Source organism: Enterobacter sp. SM3 (genome assembly GCF_009811935.2).
In the GTDB taxonomy this organism is placed as follows: domain Bacteria; phylum Pseudomonadota; class Gammaproteobacteria; order Enterobacterales; family Enterobacteriaceae; genus Enterobacter; species Enterobacter asburiae_D.
Genome location: NZ_CP099971.1, coordinates 2,555,681 through 2,572,749, shown reverse-complemented (window position 1 = coordinate 2,572,749; position 17,069 = coordinate 2,555,681). Strand labels below are relative to the sequence as shown.

Annotated in this window: 16 protein-coding genes; 12 read left to right on the top strand and 4 right to left on the bottom strand. The window is 53.7% G+C overall.

The features are described from left to right. Positions 1 to 369 precede the first annotated feature (369 nt). Together GVO84_RS12110 and GVO84_RS12105 are read left to right on the top strand one after the other, a co-directional pair. Entirely contained in the window at positions 370 to 1,701 is a 1,332-nt protein-coding gene (locus tag GVO84_RS12110; protein WP_159514277.1) for a 2-hydroxycarboxylate transporter family protein, read from the top strand. A gap of 121 nt (positions 1,702 to 1,822) precedes the next feature. Then, positions 1,823 to 2,458 (top strand): helix-turn-helix domain-containing protein, encoded by a 636-nt coding sequence (locus GVO84_RS12105; RefSeq protein WP_159514276.1) that lies wholly within the window; start codon positions 1,823 to 1,825, stop codon positions 2,456 to 2,458. A gap of 27 nt (positions 2,459 to 2,485) precedes the next feature. On the opposite strand, the gene GVO84_RS12100 is transcribed toward GVO84_RS12105, so the two are convergent. Then, positions 2,486 to 3,964 (bottom strand): PLP-dependent aminotransferase family protein, encoded by a 1,479-nt coding sequence (locus GVO84_RS12100; RefSeq protein ID WP_159514275.1) that lies wholly within the window; start codon positions 3,962 to 3,964, stop codon positions 2,486 to 2,488. A 163-nt stretch (positions 3,965 to 4,127) separates the two neighbouring features. Between GVO84_RS12100 and GVO84_RS12095 the strand changes: the two genes are divergently transcribed. Next, the gene (locus tag GVO84_RS12095; protein ID WP_159514274.1) at positions 4,128 to 4,583 is read left to right on the top strand and encodes a GNAT family N-acetyltransferase; all 456 of its coding nucleotides are present in this window, start codon (positions 4,128 to 4,130) and stop codon (positions 4,581 to 4,583) included. Positions 4,584 to 4,650: 67 nt separating this feature from the next. Here the strand turns inward: GVO84_RS12095 and GVO84_RS12090 are convergent, their stop codons facing one another. Next, positions 4,651 to 4,953 (bottom strand): ArsR/SmtB family transcription factor, encoded by a 303-nt coding sequence (locus tag GVO84_RS12090; protein ID WP_024909591.1) that lies wholly within the window; start codon positions 4,951 to 4,953, stop codon positions 4,651 to 4,653. A gap of 160 nt (positions 4,954 to 5,113) precedes the next feature. Here GVO84_RS12090 and fusA point away from each other — a divergent pair, with 160 nt between their 5' ends. Further along, the gene (gene fusA, locus GVO84_RS12085) at positions 5,114 to 7,213 is read left to right on the top strand and encodes an elongation factor G (RefSeq protein WP_159514273.1); all 2,100 of its coding nucleotides are present in this window, start codon (positions 5,114 to 5,116) and stop codon (positions 7,211 to 7,213) included. A 35-nt stretch (positions 7,214 to 7,248) separates the two neighbouring features. On the opposite strand, the gene GVO84_RS12080 is transcribed toward fusA, so the two are convergent. Next, entirely contained in the window at positions 7,249 to 7,821 is a 573-nt protein-coding gene (locus GVO84_RS12080) for a flavin reductase family protein (protein WP_159514272.1), read from the bottom strand. Positions 7,822 to 7,929: 108 nt separating this feature from the next. Between GVO84_RS12080 and nhoA the strand changes: the two genes are divergently transcribed. After that, positions 7,930 to 8,775 carry an N-hydroxyarylamine O-acetyltransferase gene (gene nhoA, locus GVO84_RS12075; RefSeq protein ID WP_159514271.1) on the top strand — a complete coding sequence of 282 codons (846 nt, stop codon included), beginning with the start codon at positions 7,930 to 7,932 and terminating at the stop codon, positions 8,773 to 8,775. A 37-nt stretch (positions 8,776 to 8,812) separates the two neighbouring features. Here the strand turns inward: nhoA and GVO84_RS12070 are convergent, their stop codons facing one another. Beyond that, complete coding sequence (locus GVO84_RS12070) at positions 8,813 to 9,742, bottom strand: LysR family transcriptional regulator (RefSeq protein ID WP_121423841.1); 930 nt, start codon at positions 9,740 to 9,742, stop codon at positions 8,813 to 8,815. 154 nt (positions 9,743 to 9,896) lie between these two features. Between GVO84_RS12070 and GVO84_RS12065 the strand changes: the two genes are divergently transcribed. The 7 genes from GVO84_RS12065 (at position 9,897) to citF (ending at position 17,066) form a co-directional block, all read left to right on the top strand. Beyond that, the gene (locus GVO84_RS12065) at positions 9,897 to 10,985 is read left to right on the top strand and encodes a 4-oxalomesaconate tautomerase (RefSeq protein ID WP_159514270.1); all 1,089 of its coding nucleotides are present in this window, start codon (positions 9,897 to 9,899) and stop codon (positions 10,983 to 10,985) included. Positions 10,986 to 11,059: 74 nt separating this feature from the next. Continuing rightward, positions 11,060 to 12,304, top strand: coding sequence for an MFS transporter (locus GVO84_RS12060; protein WP_159514269.1), 1,245 nt, complete (start codon positions 11,060 to 11,062; stop codon positions 12,302 to 12,304). Positions 12,305 to 12,375: 71 nt separating this feature from the next. Further along, on the top strand, positions 12,376 to 13,239 hold the full coding sequence (locus GVO84_RS12055; protein WP_121423838.1) for a fumarylacetoacetate hydrolase family protein: 864 nt from the start codon (positions 12,376 to 12,378) through the stop codon (positions 13,237 to 13,239). Between the two features lie 18 nt (positions 13,240 to 13,257). Beyond that, entirely contained in the window at positions 13,258 to 14,325 is a 1,068-nt protein-coding gene (gene citC, locus GVO84_RS12050; protein WP_159514268.1) for a [citrate (pro-3S)-lyase] ligase, read from the top strand. A 24-nt stretch (positions 14,326 to 14,349) separates the two neighbouring features. Beyond that, positions 14,350 to 14,640 (top strand): citrate lyase acyl carrier protein, encoded by a 291-nt coding sequence (gene citD / locus GVO84_RS12045; protein ID WP_023335831.1) that lies wholly within the window; start codon positions 14,350 to 14,352, stop codon positions 14,638 to 14,640. After that, on the top strand, positions 14,640 to 15,515 hold the full coding sequence (gene citE, locus GVO84_RS12040; protein ID WP_023335830.1) for a citrate (pro-3S)-lyase subunit beta: 876 nt from the start codon (positions 14,640 to 14,642) through the stop codon (positions 15,513 to 15,515). Before citD ends, citE begins: the two co-directional genes overlap by 1 nt. 30 nt (positions 15,516 to 15,545) lie before the next feature. Then, positions 15,546 to 17,066: a citrate lyase subunit alpha gene (gene citF / locus GVO84_RS12035; RefSeq protein WP_159514267.1), complete on the top strand. Its 1,521-nt coding sequence runs from the start codon at positions 15,546 to 15,548 to the stop codon at positions 17,064 to 17,066. Positions 17,067 to 17,069: the final 3 nt, after the last annotated feature.

Below are 17,069 nucleotides of genomic sequence, written 5' to 3'. Positions count from 1 at the left end.
AGTAAAAACAGTGGCTTTACGGGTTGTAAAGACACGGTTTCTTGTGTGTTTGATTGGGGGTAATTTAGCGCTTAGCTAACGGAACAGGAGTGATAAAGTTCACATTCTTTCTGGTTTTATTAATTTCAAAAAGGAATGCATCGATCACCATGAATAACTTTAGTTACATAATGATGAATTAAATTATTTAAAAGGAAAGAGTTGTTGTGTTCACATTTCTCTGCGGGAGCACATGCTAATTTCACCCTGAGCCTGTTTTTAGAAAAGGCCGCATAAATCATTATTTATATTTAAGAACATTTTTTCGTATCAGGAATAGTTTCAGTTATTCCTTTCTCTGTATATCCGAACACAATTTCAGGTGATTATATGAAAGATAATCCTGTACCGACTTCTGAACTGTCTACCTCGCGTTTTGCCTTTGGGCTCAACAATACTGAGGTGGGCACGGTCCCGTTGATGCTGTTCGTCGGGATTGCCGCTATTGTGGCGACGTCCGCCTGGGCAGGGCTGTTGCCGAAAAATATGATAGGTGGTCTCGCGGTCATCATGACCCTTGGTTTCGCGTTTGCCAAAGTGGGGCGTCAAATTCCGGTGCTGAAGGATATCGGCGGCCCGGCGATCCTGTGCCTGATGGTGCCCTCCGTGCTGGTCTATTTTGGCGTATTCGGGAAACAAACCCTCGATACCGTGCATCTGCTGATGAAAGAGGCGAATCTGCTCTATTTCGTCATCGCCTGCCTGGTGGTCGGCAGTATTCTGGGAATGAACCGGGTGCTGCTGATCCAGGGGATGATGCGCATGTTTGTGCCGCTGGTGGCGGGAACTTGCATGGCGGTGCTGAGCGGCCTTATTGTGGGCTCACTGTTTGGCTATACGCCTTACCACACCTTCTTCTTCATCATTGTGCCCATCATCGGCGGCGGGATTGGCGAGGGGATTTTGCCGCTGTCCCTGGCCTATTCGGCAATACTGGGGCAGACGCCTGACGTCTACGTTGCGCAGCTGGCACCCGCTGCGGTCGTCGGGAATATCTTCGCCATCATTTGTGCGGGCTCGCTGGCGCGACTCGGCGCGAAACGTCCTGCGCTTTCGGGAAATGGCATGCTCACGCGGAGTAAAGACGACGCCAGCCTGTTTGCTGGGGCGCAAAGCACGCAGCAGACGGATTTTCATCTGATGGGGGGCGGATTGCTGATGGTGTGCGCGTTTTTCATCGTCGGCGGATTGTTTGAAAAACTGGTACACATTCCCGGCCCCGTGCTGATGATCCTGATTGCCGTTCTGTGTAAATACTTCAGGGTGATCCCGGCCTCAATGGAGCAGGGCGCGCACAGTTGCTATAAATTCGTCTCGGCTGCGCTGGTCTGGCCGCTGATGATCGGCCTCGGGATGTTATACGTGCCGCTTGAGAGCGTGGTGTCGGTCTTCTCGGTGGGATACGTGGTGGTATGCGGTTCGGTTGTGATTGCGATGGCGCTGAGCGGCTACTTTATCGCGTCGCGTCTGAATATGTATCCTGTGGAAGCAGCCATTGTGACATGCTGCCACAGCGGGCTGGGCGGAACGGGGGACGTGGCCATTTTATCCGCGTCTAACCGGATGTCGCTCATGCCGTTCGCGCAGATCGCCACCCGCATCGGCGGCGCGTCGACGGTGATTTTCGCCACGCTGCTGATGGGCTGGATTATGGCGCGCTGATCCGAAACGTCAGGATACTGAATTGCAACGACATTTTCAGGATGTCGCTGCGGTTCAGTCCTTTATAAATATCACCGTACTGTATAGAATTACCGCATCCACAGCGACGGGATACCACACGATGACCGCAAGAGTTGATTATCAGATTGAAAAATATCTCCTTACCGAAGCCGCCGAGCCGGAGCGTCTGACGCGCCAGTGGGCAGAGGTGATGGAGGAGTGTCGTGAGCAAAAGTCCGGTGCAGAGGAGCGGCTGCGCCTCGCGTTGCTTAATGTGGATTACGTCACCAGCTTCGAGCTGCCCTTCAGGCTGCTTCTTACCCGTGCGCCCCAGCTGATAGACGTTGTCAGAAAAGAGCTGCAGCTCAGTCAGAAAAATGTGCTGTTTAACGGCAAGCGCTTTGGCTGCGTCTATAGCCTGAAAAGGGATCTCGACGGAATACCTGACGAGTTTACCTATCAGCTTAAAACGCGGATCCAGCGCAGTGACGCGACGGGATGCAATGAATTACCTTACAGGCAAATAGCCCAGCAGGTTAAAGCCCCCCGCGAACGACTTAAGCTGGCGCTGGAAAATGGGTTAGCGGTAACGGCACTCGACGGGCTTTTCTGGTTTGGCATTCAGCGCATCGCGGCGGATGTACAGAGGTTAAGGAAAACGGGCGTGAGAATTGTGACGTCTGAGACCGAGGTCTTCGATACGCTTACAAAGACCAGCCGACGGATCCCTGTTTATAGCCTTGCTCGCCCGGAATGAGTATTCGCCGCTGACCGGTCGACGGCATTAAACATGACGGAAAATTGCGGCCAATTTTTTTACAGCGTCTTCTATTTCTCTCTCCGTGTAAGCGGCAAATCCCATTAAAAAACCGGTGGACGCGGGGGAGCCTGCATATAAATCGGTAAGCCCAAGTATATCAACACCCGCGCGGCGGGCGGCGGTGGCTATCTCTTTCTCGGATATTCCGTGCTTCAGGTGACAAGGCATTTGCATTCCCCCCGCTGGCGTTTCACAGGCAACATATTCGGAAAGATACGTTTCTATCATGCTTGCCAGCGTGTCACGACGAGCAACGTAAATACTCCGCATCTTTCGAACATAGGCGCCAAAATGGCCTCCCTCCAGAAATTTAGCCAGCGTCAGCTGGGTTATTGAGGCGGTGTGACCATCCATTAACGTCCTCGCCATGGTAAAGGGCTCTATCAGTTCTGAGGGAACGATGGTGTAGGCAATACGCAGCCCGGGGAAAAGAGACTTGGTGAACGTGCCGATATAAATTGTCCGGTTGTACGTATCAAGCCCCTGAAGACTGGCCATAGGCTTACCTTCGTAGTGAAACTCGCTGTCATAGTCATCCTCAATGATCCAGGCTCCGTAACGGTTTGCCCATTTAACAACGGCCAGTCGTCGGTCAAGAGAGAGCGTCACCCCGGTAGGGTACTGATGAGACGGCGTAAGGTAGATCGCCCTGGCTGGCTCGGTCAGAGAATTAAGACCGTCAACAGAGATGCCTTTTTCATCAAGAGGAACCGGAATACAGCGAAGGCCTGCAGCGTTGAACGCTTTGTGCGCCCCTTGATAGGAGGGGTCTTCAATGACAATGCCATCCCCGGCGTCCATCAGCACGTGGGAACAGAGCGCAAGCGCCTGTTGAGAACTTGTCAGAACGATGACCTGTTCTGCCCTCGCACGCGTTCCGCGCTCAAGGTTGACATATTCTGCAATGGCCCGTCGCAGGCGCTCTATACCCTGTGGTGGACTTTGCTCTAACGCCTGGTGCTGAAACTCCTTCATAACCTGTCGCTGAAGACGTTCCCAGATCGGAATGGGAAACATGCGGGTTTCAGGAATGCCGGGCGCAAGGGGGCGAGGGGCGGAAAACTCGCGGATCCCGCCGCTTTCATAAACGATCTTTCCCCGGACGCTGAGTTTTGCTTTTCGTATCTCAGCGGTTGGATGAGGCTGTCGAGGACGGGGCTTTAAAAAACGCGCGCTGGAAGAGACGAAGCTCCCTCTGCCTGTTTGTCTCTCAATAAAACCTTCGGCATGCAGGCTGGAGTAGGCCGCTTCTATGGTATCCCGGGAAACGCTGAGAGAAGCCGCCAGCGCTCGTGAAGCAGGAAGGGCCTTACCGTGAGATAGTACCCCTTCCAGTATCAGCGTCCGTATTGCTCTCTGGATCCTTTCATGAAGCGGTAGCGATCCGTTAGCGGGGTCGATAATCCATGCCTTAACCGTTTCAAGCTGTGCGTGCTTAAACATTATGTTGTCCACTTTCCCTCGTATTTCTTAATTCTAAAGGAATATTGCACGCAGCAGGATGAAAAATTGGTCTGCCTTGATGGCGAGAATTGGCGGGGAAAAACGTGCCATTCAGCGAATACACTCTTCCTGAAACGAATAAACGGGTGAGAGAAGAGGCACTATGAATAATACGAGCGTGACAATTGAGGCAGTTAAAGAACGTGATTTTGAAAGCTGGATGCCACTGTGGGGAAAATATCAGGCGTTTTACAACGTCGATCTGTCCGGGGCGATTACTGAACGAACCTGGCAACGATTTTTCAGCCCCGTTGAGCCGCTATACTGCGTGGTGGCACGATGTAATGGAGATATAGTGGGTTTTGCTCATTATCTCTTTCACCGTTCGACCTGGGCTGAGAGCGATTACTGCTACCTCGAAGATTTATACGTCTGCGAAGCCGTCAGGGGCAAACACATTGGCAAACAGTTAATAGAATATGTTCAGAGAGAAGCCAGAAAACACCACGCCAGTCATCTTTACTGGCATACGCATGAAGCCAACTATCGCGGGCAACGATTGTACGACTGGATAGCGAAAAAAAGTGGAATGATTGAATACCGTATGCAGGTAAGATAAATCCCTTAGCTGACGTAATGCCCCTTACATCTTTATGGGGCATTATCCGGGCAAAACGGGCATGTCCTTACGATTTAGCCTGTAAAAGTATCGCCATCAGCCCTGGAAAACGGGCATCCAGATCCTCTCTTCGCAACGAAATCATGTTTTCTCGTCCCTGTGGACGCTGCCAGATCACGCCGCTGTCGCGCAGCACGCGCCAGTGATGGGTCATCGTGGACTTCACCACATCTTCCGGGCGCAGCGCGTTACAGCTGAGTTCGCTGCCATCGGCCAGCCGACGAATTATCGACAGCCGGAGCGGGTTGCCGAGGGCAAACAGCACATTTTCCAGCAGTATTTGTTCAGTTTCAGGATGGTTTGGGATCATCGTTTTCCTGCGTTTGGCGTCAGATTGAGCTATATCAACAATAGGTCAACCGTTAAAAAATAGTTCGATAATACTCGTACAATGGGACTATTATAGCAAACGAACGAATGCACGACCATCCTGGTCGTCACAGACAAGTCATAAGACTTAAGGAAATATCATGCCCCGACCCATCCCTCTCGAACGTTATCGCAACATCGGTATCTCCGCGCATATCGATGCCGGTAAAACCACCACCACTGAGCGCATCCTGTTTTATACCGGGATGAGCCACAAGCTGGGTGAAGTACACGATGGCGCGGCAACCACTGACTGGATGGCGCAGGAGCAAGAGCGCGGGATCACGATTACCTCCGCGGCAGTCAGCTGCTTCTGGCCGGGTATGGACAGAGGCTATGAGCCGCACCGGATCAACATCATCGACACCCCGGGGCACGTGGATTTCACCATTGAAGTGGAACGTTCTATGCGCGTACTCGACGGTGCCGTGATGGTGTATGACTCCGTGGGCGGCGTGCAGCCGCAGTCGGAAACCGTCTGGCGTCAGGCCAATAAATATCACGTTCCGCGACTGGCCTTCGTCAACAAAATGGACCGTCCGGGCGCTGATTTCTTCCGTGTCGTACGCATGATGCAGGAACGCCTGAAGGCCAATCCGGTACCGATTGTCATCCCGGTGGGTGCCGAAGATCATTTCACCGGCGTGGTGGACCTCATCAAGATGCGCACCATTCTGTGGGACGATGCGACGCAGGGTATGGTATTTACCTATGCGCCCGTGCCGGACGATTTGGTCAGCACTGCCCGGGAATGGCGGGAGAAAATGGTCTCTGCGGCGGCGGAAGCCAGCGACGATCTGATGGATAAATACCTGGAGACGGGCGATCTCGACGAAGCGGAAATCATCAGGGGTCTGCGTATTCGCACCATCTCGGGCGAAATCCAGCCGATGCTGTGCGGCAGCGCGTTCAAGAATAAAGGCGTACAGCGCATGCTCGATGCGGTGATTGAGCTCATGCCGTCGCCGCTGGACGTGCCGGCCATTGATGGCGTGGATGAAAAAGGCCAGCACGCGGAGCGTCATCCAAGCGATGATGAGCCCTTCTCCGCCCTGGCGTTCAAGCTGATGAGCGACCCGTACGTCGGTCAACTGACCTTTATCCGCGTGTACTCTGGCGTGCTGCGCAAAGGCGACGCGGTGTACAACCCGGTGAAAGGGAAGAAAGAGCGTATCGGGCGTATCGTGCTGATGCACGCCAACGATCGCCACGAGGTGGACGAACTGCGCGCCGGGGATATCGCGGCCTGCGTGGGGCTGAAAGATGTCACGACCGGCGACACGCTGACCGACCCTAATGCCGTCATCACGCTTGAACGCATGGAGTTCCCGGATCCGGTTATCTCGCTGGCGATCGAGCCGAAAACCAAGGCCGATCAGGAGAAAATGGGGATTGCCTTGCAGCGTCTGGCGGCGGAAGATCCGTCTTTCCGCCTGCATACTGACGAAGAGTCCGGTCAGACCATTATCTCCGGAATGGGGGAGCTACACCTCGAGATTATCGTCGACCGTATGAAGCGTGAGTTTGGCGTCGAGGCGAACATCGGTCGCCCGCAGGTGACCTACCGTGAAACCCTGCGTAAAACGGTGAAGGATATCGAAGGCAAATTTGTCCGTCAGTCCGGCGGTAAAGGGCAGTACGGCCATGTGGTGCTGAGCCTGGAGCCGCTGGAGCCTGGAAGTGGTTTTAAATTTGAAGATGCCACCAAGGGCGGCGTGGTACCGCGGGAGTATATCCCGTCCGTTGAGAAAGGGCTGCGGGAAGCGATGAACAGCGGCGTGCTGGCGGGTTATCCGGTCGTCGATGTCAAAGCGACGCTGACGTTTGGCTCGTATCACGACGTTGACTCCTCGGAGATGGCGTTCCGCATGGCGGCGATCCTCGGCTTCAAAGAGGGCGCCCGCAGGGCGGAGCCGGTGATTCTTGAGCCGATCATGCACGTGGAGGTGGAAACACCGGAAGAGTACGCCGGTAACATTATGGGCGATCTCTCTTCCCGTCGCGGCATGGTGCAGGGGATGGCAGAGCAGTACGGTAGCCAGATTATTCGTGCTGACGTGCCGCTGGCAGAGATGTTTGGTTATGCCACGACATTGCGCTCGATGTCCCAGGGACGCGCGACGTATACGATGGAGTTCCATCATTTTGCGGAAGCACCGCGGAATGTTGCGGATGAGATTATTGCGCGTCGTGCGAAGTAATACGGTCACCCTCTCCCAATAGGGGGAGGGTTTTCTCAATCCAACGCCTTCACCATCTTCCCGCTCGCCACAAACGTCCCGGCCCCAAGATGATGCAGGGTATTCAGCTTATCCTCGTCAAACTGCCAGCGTCCGGCGATAAACGCGCGTTCATCGGCTGCCGCTGAAACCACTTCCCCAAACAGCGTATCGTATTTTTCTGCCGCGGAGGTGACGGGTAATAACCGACACTCCATCCATGCCAGACATTTTTCTTCAATCACCGGCAGGCCAAGTTCAGGACCGTTCACGACCGGGATCCCGTAGCAGTTGAATTTGTCTTCATCGCGCCCGCTGACGCTACCGACCGCGTATGTCCAGTTGGCCGCCGCCACGCCGGGGATGACGATGCCAAATTTCCCGCTGCGTTCAATCAGCTCACGTGACCAGGTACTTTTATCTACTACTATTGCGATACGCGGCGGCTCAAACTCAACGGGCATTGACCATGCGGCGGCCATCACGTTGCGTCTGTCGAGGCTTTCATCCTGACTGGTGATAAGCACAGTTGGGCCGTGGTTCAGCAGACGGCTGGCATGACGTAATTCAACAGGGCGAAAGTGGCTCATAGGATCTCCTCATCTACACCGATGAGTATGACGAAAAAGCACGGAAATCAAAGTGAGTGCGTAAAATTAGTTTATAAACAGAACATCACAATCAAAGGAAACTGATTCATGTCCCCATTCCTGACCGCCTATTTCGCCCGCATCGGCTGGACGCAACCGACACGGGTGGATATCGACACCCTGCGCGCGCTGCATTTACATCACAACTGTGCGATCCCTTTTGAGAATATTGATGTTGTTCTGCCGCGCGAAATCCAGCTTGACGATCGGTGTCTGGTCGACAAGCTGGTCACCGCACGTCGCGGAGGGTACTGCTTTGAGCAAAACGGCCTGTTCGAACGCGTATTGCGCGAGGTCGGGTTTACGGTGCGTAGCGTGCTGGGACGCGTGGTATTAGCGAGTCCGCCGCAAATGCCCCCGCGCACGCATCGCCTGCTGCTGGTGGAGCTTAACGGTGAGCGCTGGATAGCCGATGTCGGGTTTGGCGGCCAGACGCTGACGGCGCCGATTCGTCTGCTCGCTAATGAAGAACAAGAGACGCCGCACGGGCTGTATCGACTGCTGAGCGAGGGGAACGACTGGGTGTTGCAGTTCCGTCACCACGAGCACTGGCAGTCGATGTACCAGTTTGACCTGACGACGCAGTATTTCAGTGATTACGTGATGGGGAATTTTTGGTCGGCGCACTGGACGCAGTCGCATTTCCGTCATCATCTGTTGATGTGTCGCCACCTGCCTGACGGCGGAAAGCTGACGCTGACCAACTTCAACTTTACCCACTGGCAGAATGGCCATGTGGAGGAGCAGATCCACCTTCCGGATGCAAAGGCGCTTTACCAGCTGATGCAGGAACGCTTTGGACTGGGCGTTGACGATGCAAAACACGGCTTTTCTCTGGCGGAGCTGACGGCGGTAATGGCGGGCTTTGATACACATCCTCAGGCCGGGAAATAATGCGCAAAGGGGCACAGGCCCCTTTAACATTCGAGGGTTATAGCTGAGTAAACTTGCCGATCCAGGGGCTGTTGTTTTCGCCAGACCAAAGTTGAACAAGCATCTCTCTGAATTTTTCCGCAGCCGGGCTGAGCGGCGTTTCGCGGCGCTGCACGAGGCCCAGCGTTCGTCGTATCACGGGTTCAATCAGCGGACGGCTGACAAGGACATGATGTTCGTCGGTCGGCATCGCCAGGCTGGGAACAACAGACACGCCAAGACCCGCTTCCACCATCCCCAGCGACGTTGACAGATGGCGCACTTCATAAAACCAGTTTGGTTTCCAGGCCATTTTCTCGAACGCCTGATCGATAAGCGATCGGTTCCCGCTGGAGCGCCTCACTCCAATCAGCTTCATGCCCGCCAGATCGTCCCATGTCACCAGCGGTTTTTTCGCCAACTCGTTGTCCCGTCGGCATGCCAGAACAAAGGGTTCATTCACCAGCGGCGCAAAATCAATATTTGGATGTGTGACGTTTATCATATTTATGCCGAAATCTGCGTCGCCATTTAACACCGCTTCGAGACAATCGCTGGCACTGTGCTCAAGTATGCGGATACGGATGTTTGGGTAGTCATTGTTATAATCTCGTATCACTGAAGGCAGAAAATAGAACGCGGCGGTAGGGATACAGGAAACGGTAATCACCCCTGCCTGATGCGTCGCCATCTCTTTAATACTCAGGATCGCGCTTTCATAAAAATCGATTAAATTCTTTGCCTTAGGTAAAAATTCCCTTCCCACGGTTGTGAGCTTGACGCTGCGCGTGGACCGTTCAAACAGCGTGGTCCCCAGGCTCTCTTCGAGCTTCTGAATTCTGCGTGTTAAAGCCGGTTGTGAAATATGAAGAAATTGCGACGATTTTGTAAAACATCCGATTTCTGCAATTTTTACAAACGCTTGTATTCCCTGTAATTCATGCTGCATATCCGCACCTGATTATTGCTTTCCTATAACCACGATAACGCAAGGGCTATTAATACGTAAAGCGTATTAATCCTGCTTTTTTTGACATTAGAGTTATCAACGGGAGTGTGAAAACCTTATTGCGTTCCTGATAAACGCGAAATGAGAAAAAGACATGTTAAAGATCCCTTGCGTATTAATGCGTGGCGGTACCTCAAAAGGCCCGGTCATTCTGGCCAGCGATCTGCCTGCGGAAACCGAAGCGCGTGACGCGGTTTTACTCAGCCTGATGGGCGCAGGCCACGAACTCGAAATTGACGGCATTGGCGGTGGAAGCCCGCAAACCAGTAAGGTGGCGATCGTCAGTGCTTCCGACAGCCCGGACGCGGATGTGGATTACTTATTCGCCCAGGTGATGGTGAACGAACGTCGCGTCGATACCACGCCAAACTGCGGCAATATGCTCTGTGCCGTCGGCCCCTTTGCCATTGAAAAAGGGCTGGTGAAGGCGCAAAGCCCGGTGACGACGGTGCGTATTCGCAATCTCAACACCGGAACGCTAGTCGACGCAGAAGTGCAAACGCCTGATTATCGGGTCGTGTATGAAGGCGATACCCAGATAGACGGTGTGCCGGGTACAGCGGCACCGATTGGCTTAACCTTCCTGAATTCTGCGGGGTCGAAAACCGGGAAACTGCTGCCAACGGACAGCGTGACAAACGTGTTCGACGGTATCGAAGTTACCTGTATTGATATGGCGATGCCGATGGTCCTGATTGACGCTTCGGCGCTGGGCAAAACAGGCGGAGAGTCACCGGCAGAATTAGATGGCGACAGGGCGTTTAAGGAAAGGCTGGAGAACCTCCGCCGTCAGGCTGGCGCGGCGATGGGGTTAGGGGACGTGTCCAACAAAGTGATCCCTAAACCGGTTCTTCTTGGCCGGGCGCGTAACGGCGGAACGCTGCAGGTGCGCTATTTCATGCCGCATACCTGCCATAAATCACTGGCGATTACCGGCTCGATTGGTATCTCAACCGCGACGCTTATTGAAGGTTCCGTCGCCGCTAAAATTGTTGCCGATCGTCCAAAGGAGCGCTTTACCAACATTATTGATATTGAACACCCCAGTGGAAAAATATCCGTATCGTTGCTGAGGGACGGAAATAATATCGAAAATACCCGGGCAGCGGTTATTCGCACGTCACGAAAATTATTTGAAGGCGTCGTTTGCGTGCCAGTAAAAATGCTCTCTGAAGTTGATTAAGTAAAGTCTTAACTAAAAAGCTATCCATCTCACAAAAATATATTCTGTACCTTAACTATAATACTGAGGTTATTATGGCGTTAACGCATGCTAACAATACCCTGAAAGCCCCCGATCCGGTCAAAGCCAGCGCGCATATTCGCGTGATTCTGGCCCTGGCATTATCCGGGCTTGCGGAACTTGCTTCGTTGTTTTTTATTCAGCCGCTGCTCCCGACGCTCGCTGTGGAATATAATGTTCCGGTCAGTCAGGTGAGTATTATCTTATCCGCAGAAACGGCGTTGCTGGCAATTGGGCTGCTGTTTACCGGGACGTTATCCGACCACTATGGCAGAAAGCGGTTAATTATCGTCTCCCTCCTGCTGGGCGGCATTCTGACGCTGCTCTGCCCGCTGGTGGAATCCTGGGCGATGCTGGTGGCGCTGCGTGCGGTGATTGGTCTGGCGCTGAGCGGCATCGCGGCGGCGGCAACCGCCTACATCAGTGAAGAGGTCGCCCCGGTGGCGGCAGGCATCGTAACGGGATATTTTGTCTTTGGTAACTCGATGGGCGGTATGTCCGGGCGTATTGTTGCCAGCCAGCTTATCGATCACGTTTCCATCAATGTCATCTTTTACGGGTTTGCGGTCAGCCTGATTGCGGTTGCCATTCTGGTGAAGTTCCTGCTGCCGGAATCGAAGAACTTCACGCCTACGCAGAGTCTGAACGTGATGCGCATGGTAAAAGGGGCGGCATCGCATTTCAAAAACAAAAATCTGGCGCTGGCGTTTGTTATCAGCTTCATTATTTTCGGCGCATTTACCTCACTTTATAACTATCTGGCCTTCTTCCTGAAAGGCGAGCCGTTCCATATTTCACCGGCAAACGCGGGTCTGCTCTCATTTAGCTTCGCCCTGAGTTTCTTTACCGCTCCGCAGGCAGGTCGCTTATCGGCGAAATATGGCGCCATGAAAGTCCTGCGCGTGCTGTTCCTGGTAATGGCCTTAGGGATGCTGCTGACGCTGACGTCAAATGTCGTCACCTTTATTGTCGGCGCTGTGATTTTTACCGGCTGTTTCTTCGGTTGCCACTCTATCGGTTTAAGCTGGGTCAGTAAAAACGCAACGCATGCAAGAGGCCAGGCCGTCGCGCTCTATTTATTCTTCTACTACATGGGCGGTTCGGTTATTGGGTTTATCAACGGTTTTGTCTTCCACTCAATGGGCTGGCAGGGAATGACTGGATTTATTCTGGCATTACTGGGCGTGGGCGTAGTGGTGGCAACGTATCTGGCATCCGGCAATAAACAAATGCTGGTTCCAGCGCAGTCAGCTGAATAAATAGCATGGCAATGTGTTCACGCCTTGGGGCGTGAACACAGAATGAGCACGTCTATCAAACGGGTATTATTATGAAATTAGCAAGTTATATTCATCAGGGCCGTAAAAGCTACGGAATTTATACGCAGTCCGGCATTATCGATCTGGGTAATAAAATCGGCCATCACTATGCGACTTTAAAAGACCTTCTGCAATGGGATGCGGTTGACGTCGCCAGGCAATATCACGATTGCCCTGTGGATATGATGCCTGAAGACATTACCTTCCTGCCCGTGATAGAAGAGCCAGGAAAGATTTTCTGCGTTGGGATGAATTACGCTGAAAAAAGAAAAGAATTTGCCGAGACGAATAATGCCCCTACGCTGTTTATCCGCTTTCCTGATTCCCAAACCGGACATGCGCGGCCGGTTTTAAAACCGGTTCTCTCCAGCGAGTTTGATTACGAAGGCGAGCTGGCCGTGATCATCGGTAAACCCGGCTCCCGGATTGACGTCAATAACGCGCTCAGCCACGTTGCGGGCTACAGCTGCTACATGGATGGTTCCGTCCGCGACTGGCAGCACGCCTGGTTCACCGCCGGTAAAAACTGGAAGCAAACCGGTGCCTTCGGCCCGTATATGACCACGGCGGATGAGATCCCCGATCCTCACGCGTTGACCATCCACACTTGGCTGAACGGCATGCTGGTTCAGAATGACTCCACCGGCAGCATGATCCACAAAGTGGCGGATCTCATTGCCTATATCAGTACGTTCACCTCCCTTAGCGCAGGGGACGTCATCATTACCGGCTCGCCCGGCGGCGTCGGGAAAAAACGTAATCCGCCTCTGTTTATGCGCGATGGCGATCGCGTCGAAGTTGAAATCGAAAACATTGGCCGCCTGATGAACACCATCGTAGAAGCGCAACCCCAGCAGCAAGAATTAACCGTCTAAACGCTCAGGAGAGAGACGATGTACACCGCCACCACGCCAGAATTTGAGGTGATTAAAGCCGGTCACGCTCAGGCCAGAGAGGAGGTCGCCCGCTTCCTGGCCCGCAACGGTTTAGGCATTGATAACGATATTGAGCAATTTATCGTTGCGCGCTATCAGCGTCAGCTTGTCGGCTGCACCGGCATTGCGGGTAACACACTGAAATGCATTGCGGTGGATGCCGGATGGCGGGGCACGTCGTTAAGCCTGACGTTAATTCATGAGGCCGAGCTGCTGGCGGCACAAAACGGCGAACATCAGCTCTTTCTTTTTACCTGTCCGGATAACGTAAAGTCATTTCGCGGATGCGGGTTTTATCCCCTCGTGACGATCGAGAACTGTGCGGCGTTAATGGAGAATACGCCGGTCGGTATTCATCGTTACTGCAGCCAGCTGCGTCGCCATCATTTCGTGCCGGGGCAAAACACTGGCGCGATTGTGATGAACGCGAATCCGTTCACCCTGGGCCATCAATATCTTATCGAGCATGCGGCCAGCCGGTGCGACTGGCTGCATGTTTTCGTTGTGCAGGAAGATGTCTCCGCATTTTCGTTTAAAGAACGGTTTGCGATGGTCAGAGACGGAGCGCGGCATCTGCAGAATGTCACTGTGCATCCGGGGTCGGCATATATTATTTCTCGCGGCACATTCCCGGGCTATTTCTTAAAAGATAAGCAGGTCATTGATAAAGCCTATGCCGCCATTGACCTGATGCTGTTCAGAAATTACATCGCCCCTGCGCTGAATATTAATCATCGTTTTGTCGGTACCGAACCGTTCTGCCCGTTAACCGCGGAATATAACCGGGCGATGCACCGCTGGCTGGAAGACGAAACGTGTTCGGCGCCGCGTATCAGCGTACACGAAATAGAAAGAAGAACGGATGGCAATAATGTGCCGGTGTCGGCTTCAGCCGTTCGTCGTTTATTAAATGAAAACAAACTCTCTGCCGCCAGCCGCATGGTGCCGGCCACCACGCGCGCGTTTCTGAATAAAGAGGTACAGCATCAGCCCTGTTTATCCGAATCAATGTCGGCAGCGGTTTAACCGCATTATCACAGGAAAAATGATATGAAAATTGTGCAAGCCGCAATGGCGGGAACGCTGGAGTCCAGCGACCTGATGGTCAAGGTTAGTCCCGTCGAGAGCGGGCTGGATGTGGTCATCCAGAGCGAAGTGTATAAGCAATTTGGCGACAGAATTACTGAGGTGGTCAATGAAACCCTGGCCGCGTTCAACATCGAGCAGGGGCTTGTCGTAATTGATGATAAAGGCGCGCTGGACTGCGTGATCCGCGCCCGCGTGCAGGCCGCTCTGCTCAGAGGAATGGCCCGGGAAGACATTGCATGGGAAACGTTATAATGAAAAAGTTACGCCGCAGTATGTTATTTATTCCTGGTTCAAGTGCCGCCATGCTTTCAACGGCATTTATCTATAAACCTGATTCCATAATGTTTGATCTTGAAGATGCCGTCGCGCTAAAAGAAAAAGACAGCGCCCGCCTTCTGGTATTCCACGCCCTGCAACATCCGATGTACAGCGATATTGAAACCGTTGTCAGAATTAATCCGCTGAATACACCTTTTGGATTAAAAGATCTGGAAGCCGCCGTCAGGGCGGGTGTCGATGTCATTCGTTTACCCAAAACCGATTCCCCGGAAGATATTCATCAGCTCGAACGTGAAATCGTCCGCATTGAAGAAACCTGCGGACGTCCCGTTGGCTCAACGAAATTAATGGCGGCGATAGAATCTGCGGTTGGCGTGATTAACGCTGTCGCCATTGCGAAATCCTCCGACCGCCTGATGGGTATTGCGCTGGCCGCATTTGACTACGTGATGGATATGCAAACCGAGCGGGGCGACGGGACAGAGCTGTTCTATGCCCGCTGCGCCGTATTACATGCCGCGCGCGGAGCCGGTATTGACGCCTTCGACGTGGTGTACGCCGATGTGAACGACGAGGCCGGTTTCCTGAAAGAAGTGGATCTTATCCGCCGGATGGGCTTCAACGGTAAATCGCTGATTAACCCGCGACAAATTGAAATTCTTCATAACGCCTACGCGCCAACGCAGGAAGAGGTGGATTACGCGGAGCGCGTGCTTGCCGCCGCAGAGGAGGGTGAACGCAACGGACTGGGGGTGATTTCGCTGAACGGCAAAATGATCGATGCGCCAATCATCAACCATGCCCGCGTCGTGATCGAACGCAAAAATGCCTCCGGCATTCGTCAGTAACCCCCTTTACCGCAAGCGACAGGATGAAAAATGAAAAACCAAACTGAAACCCTGCACCACATTCCTGGCTCTCGCCGTGAGTACGTCGCCTTCAGCGGCGCTAACGCGACGACGCCTTATCTTGCTGACAGCCAGCAAAAGACTCAGCGCAAACTCTTTGCCAGCGTGGACGATGTGCTGGCCCGCTGCGATCTGCATGACGGCATGACCGTCTCTTTTCATCACGCCTTTCGCGAAGGGGATAAGGTCATCAATTACGTGATGGACAAGCTGGCCCAGCGCGGCCTGAAAGGCATCACGCTCGCCTCCAGTTCGTTAATGTCCTGCAATACGCCGCTTATAGATCACATTCGCAACGGCGTGATCGGCAAAATCTACACCTCAGGGATGCGCGGTGAACTGGCGGATGCGATTTCGCACGGGCTGATGGACGAGCCGGTGCAGATCCACTCCCACGGCGGGCGGGTGAATTTGATTCAGCAGGGCGAAATTGCCATTGATGTTGCGTTTCTGGCGGTCTCCTGCAGCGATGAATACGGCAATGCCAGCGGCAACGGCGGTACATCGCAGTGCGGCTCTCTCGGCTATGCGATGGTCGACGCGAAGTATGCCAGAAAGGTGGTCTTGCTCACCGAAACCCTGAAGACGTTCCCCAACCTGCCAGCCAGTATCGTTCAGGATCAGGTTGACTATGTTGTGCAGATTGAGAGCGTCGGCGACCCGGCAAAAATCAGCGTCGGTGCCGCCAGGGTGACCAGCAATCCGCGCGAGCTGATGATTGCCCGCTCTGCTGCCGACGTTATCGAACACTCCGGCTATTTCCGCAACGGCTTTTCCATTCAGACCGGTTCAGGGGCGGCGTCAACCGCCTGCACGCGGTTTATGGAAACCCGTATGCGCAAGCACAATATTGTCGCCCGCTTCGCGCTCGGCGGGATCACCGGCAGCATTGTCGATCTGCATCAGAAAGGGTTAATTGAAAAGATCCTCGATACGCAAAGCTTTGACGGCGCGGCTGCGGCCTCCATGGCGGTCAATCCCGACCACGTGGAGATCTCCACCAACGTGTATGCGAACCCGGCCGCAAAAGCCGCCTGCTGCGACAGGGTGGACGTGGTGATCCTCAGCGCGCTGGAGGTGGATATCCAGTTCAACGTTAATGTCCTGACCGGCTCCGACGGCGTGATGCGCGGCGCGTCGGGCGGACACTGTGACGTCGCCGCGGCGGCAAATCTCACCATCGTGGTTGCCCCGCTGATCCGCAGCCGCATTCCTACCGTCGTCAGGCAGGTCACCACTCTGGTGACGCCGGGCGAAAGTATTGACGTTTTGGTTACCGATCACGGTATTGCCGTTAACCCGGCGCGCCCGGAAATTCGCGAACGCCTGATTAACGCCGGGCTGGCCGTTGTCGACATCGACGCGTTGTATCAAAAGGCGCTGCTCATCTCGGGTGAACCTAAGCCTGTTGAGTTCACTGACCGTATCGTCGGCGTGGTTCGCTACCGCGACGGCAGCGTGATTGACGTGGTTCGTCAGGTGAAGGAGTAATCG

Bases quoted from the DNA above. Each gene is read 5' to 3' on its own strand.
- GVO84_RS12070 (WP_121423841.1), bottom strand. From the start codon at position 9,742: ATGCAGCATGAATTACAGGGAATACAAGCGTTTGTAAAAATTGCAGAA.
- GVO84_RS12090 (WP_024909591.1), bottom strand. From the start codon at position 4,953: ATGATCCCAAACCATCCTGAAACTGAACAAATACTGCTGGAAAATGTG.
- citC (WP_159514268.1), top strand. From the start codon at position 13,258: ATGTACACCGCCACCACGCCAGAATTTGAGGTGATTAAAGCCGGTCAC.
- GVO84_RS12055 (WP_121423838.1), top strand. From the start codon at position 12,376: ATGAAATTAGCAAGTTATATTCATCAGGGCCGTAAAAGCTACGGAATT.
- GVO84_RS12080 (WP_159514272.1), bottom strand. From the start codon at position 7,821: ATGAGCCACTTTCGCCCTGTTGAATTACGTCATGCCAGCCGTCTGCTG.
- GVO84_RS12105 (WP_159514276.1), top strand. From the start codon at position 1,823: ATGACCGCAAGAGTTGATTATCAGATTGAAAAATATCTCCTTACCGAA.
- GVO84_RS12060 (WP_159514269.1), top strand. From the start codon at position 11,060: ATGGCGTTAACGCATGCTAACAATACCCTGAAAGCCCCCGATCCGGTC.
- GVO84_RS12100 (WP_159514275.1), bottom strand. From the start codon at position 3,964: ATGTTTAAGCACGCACAGCTTGAAACGGTTAAGGCATGGATTATCGAC.
- GVO84_RS12095 (WP_159514274.1), top strand. From the start codon at position 4,128: ATGAATAATACGAGCGTGACAATTGAGGCAGTTAAAGAACGTGATTTT.
- nhoA (WP_159514271.1), top strand. From the start codon at position 7,930: ATGTCCCCATTCCTGACCGCCTATTTCGCCCGCATCGGCTGGACGCAA.
- citF (WP_159514267.1), top strand. From the start codon at position 15,546: ATGAAAAACCAAACTGAAACCCTGCACCACATTCCTGGCTCTCGCCGT.
- fusA (WP_159514273.1), top strand. From the start codon at position 5,114: ATGCCCCGACCCATCCCTCTCGAACGTTATCGCAACATCGGTATCTCC.
- GVO84_RS12065 (WP_159514270.1), top strand. From the start codon at position 9,897: ATGTTAAAGATCCCTTGCGTATTAATGCGTGGCGGTACCTCAAAAGGC.
- GVO84_RS12110 (WP_159514277.1), top strand. From the start codon at position 370: ATGAAAGATAATCCTGTACCGACTTCTGAACTGTCTACCTCGCGTTTT.
- citE (WP_023335830.1), top strand. From the start codon at position 14,640: ATGAAAAAGTTACGCCGCAGTATGTTATTTATTCCTGGTTCAAGTGCC.
- citD (WP_023335831.1), top strand. From the start codon at position 14,350: ATGAAAATTGTGCAAGCCGCAATGGCGGGAACGCTGGAGTCCAGCGAC.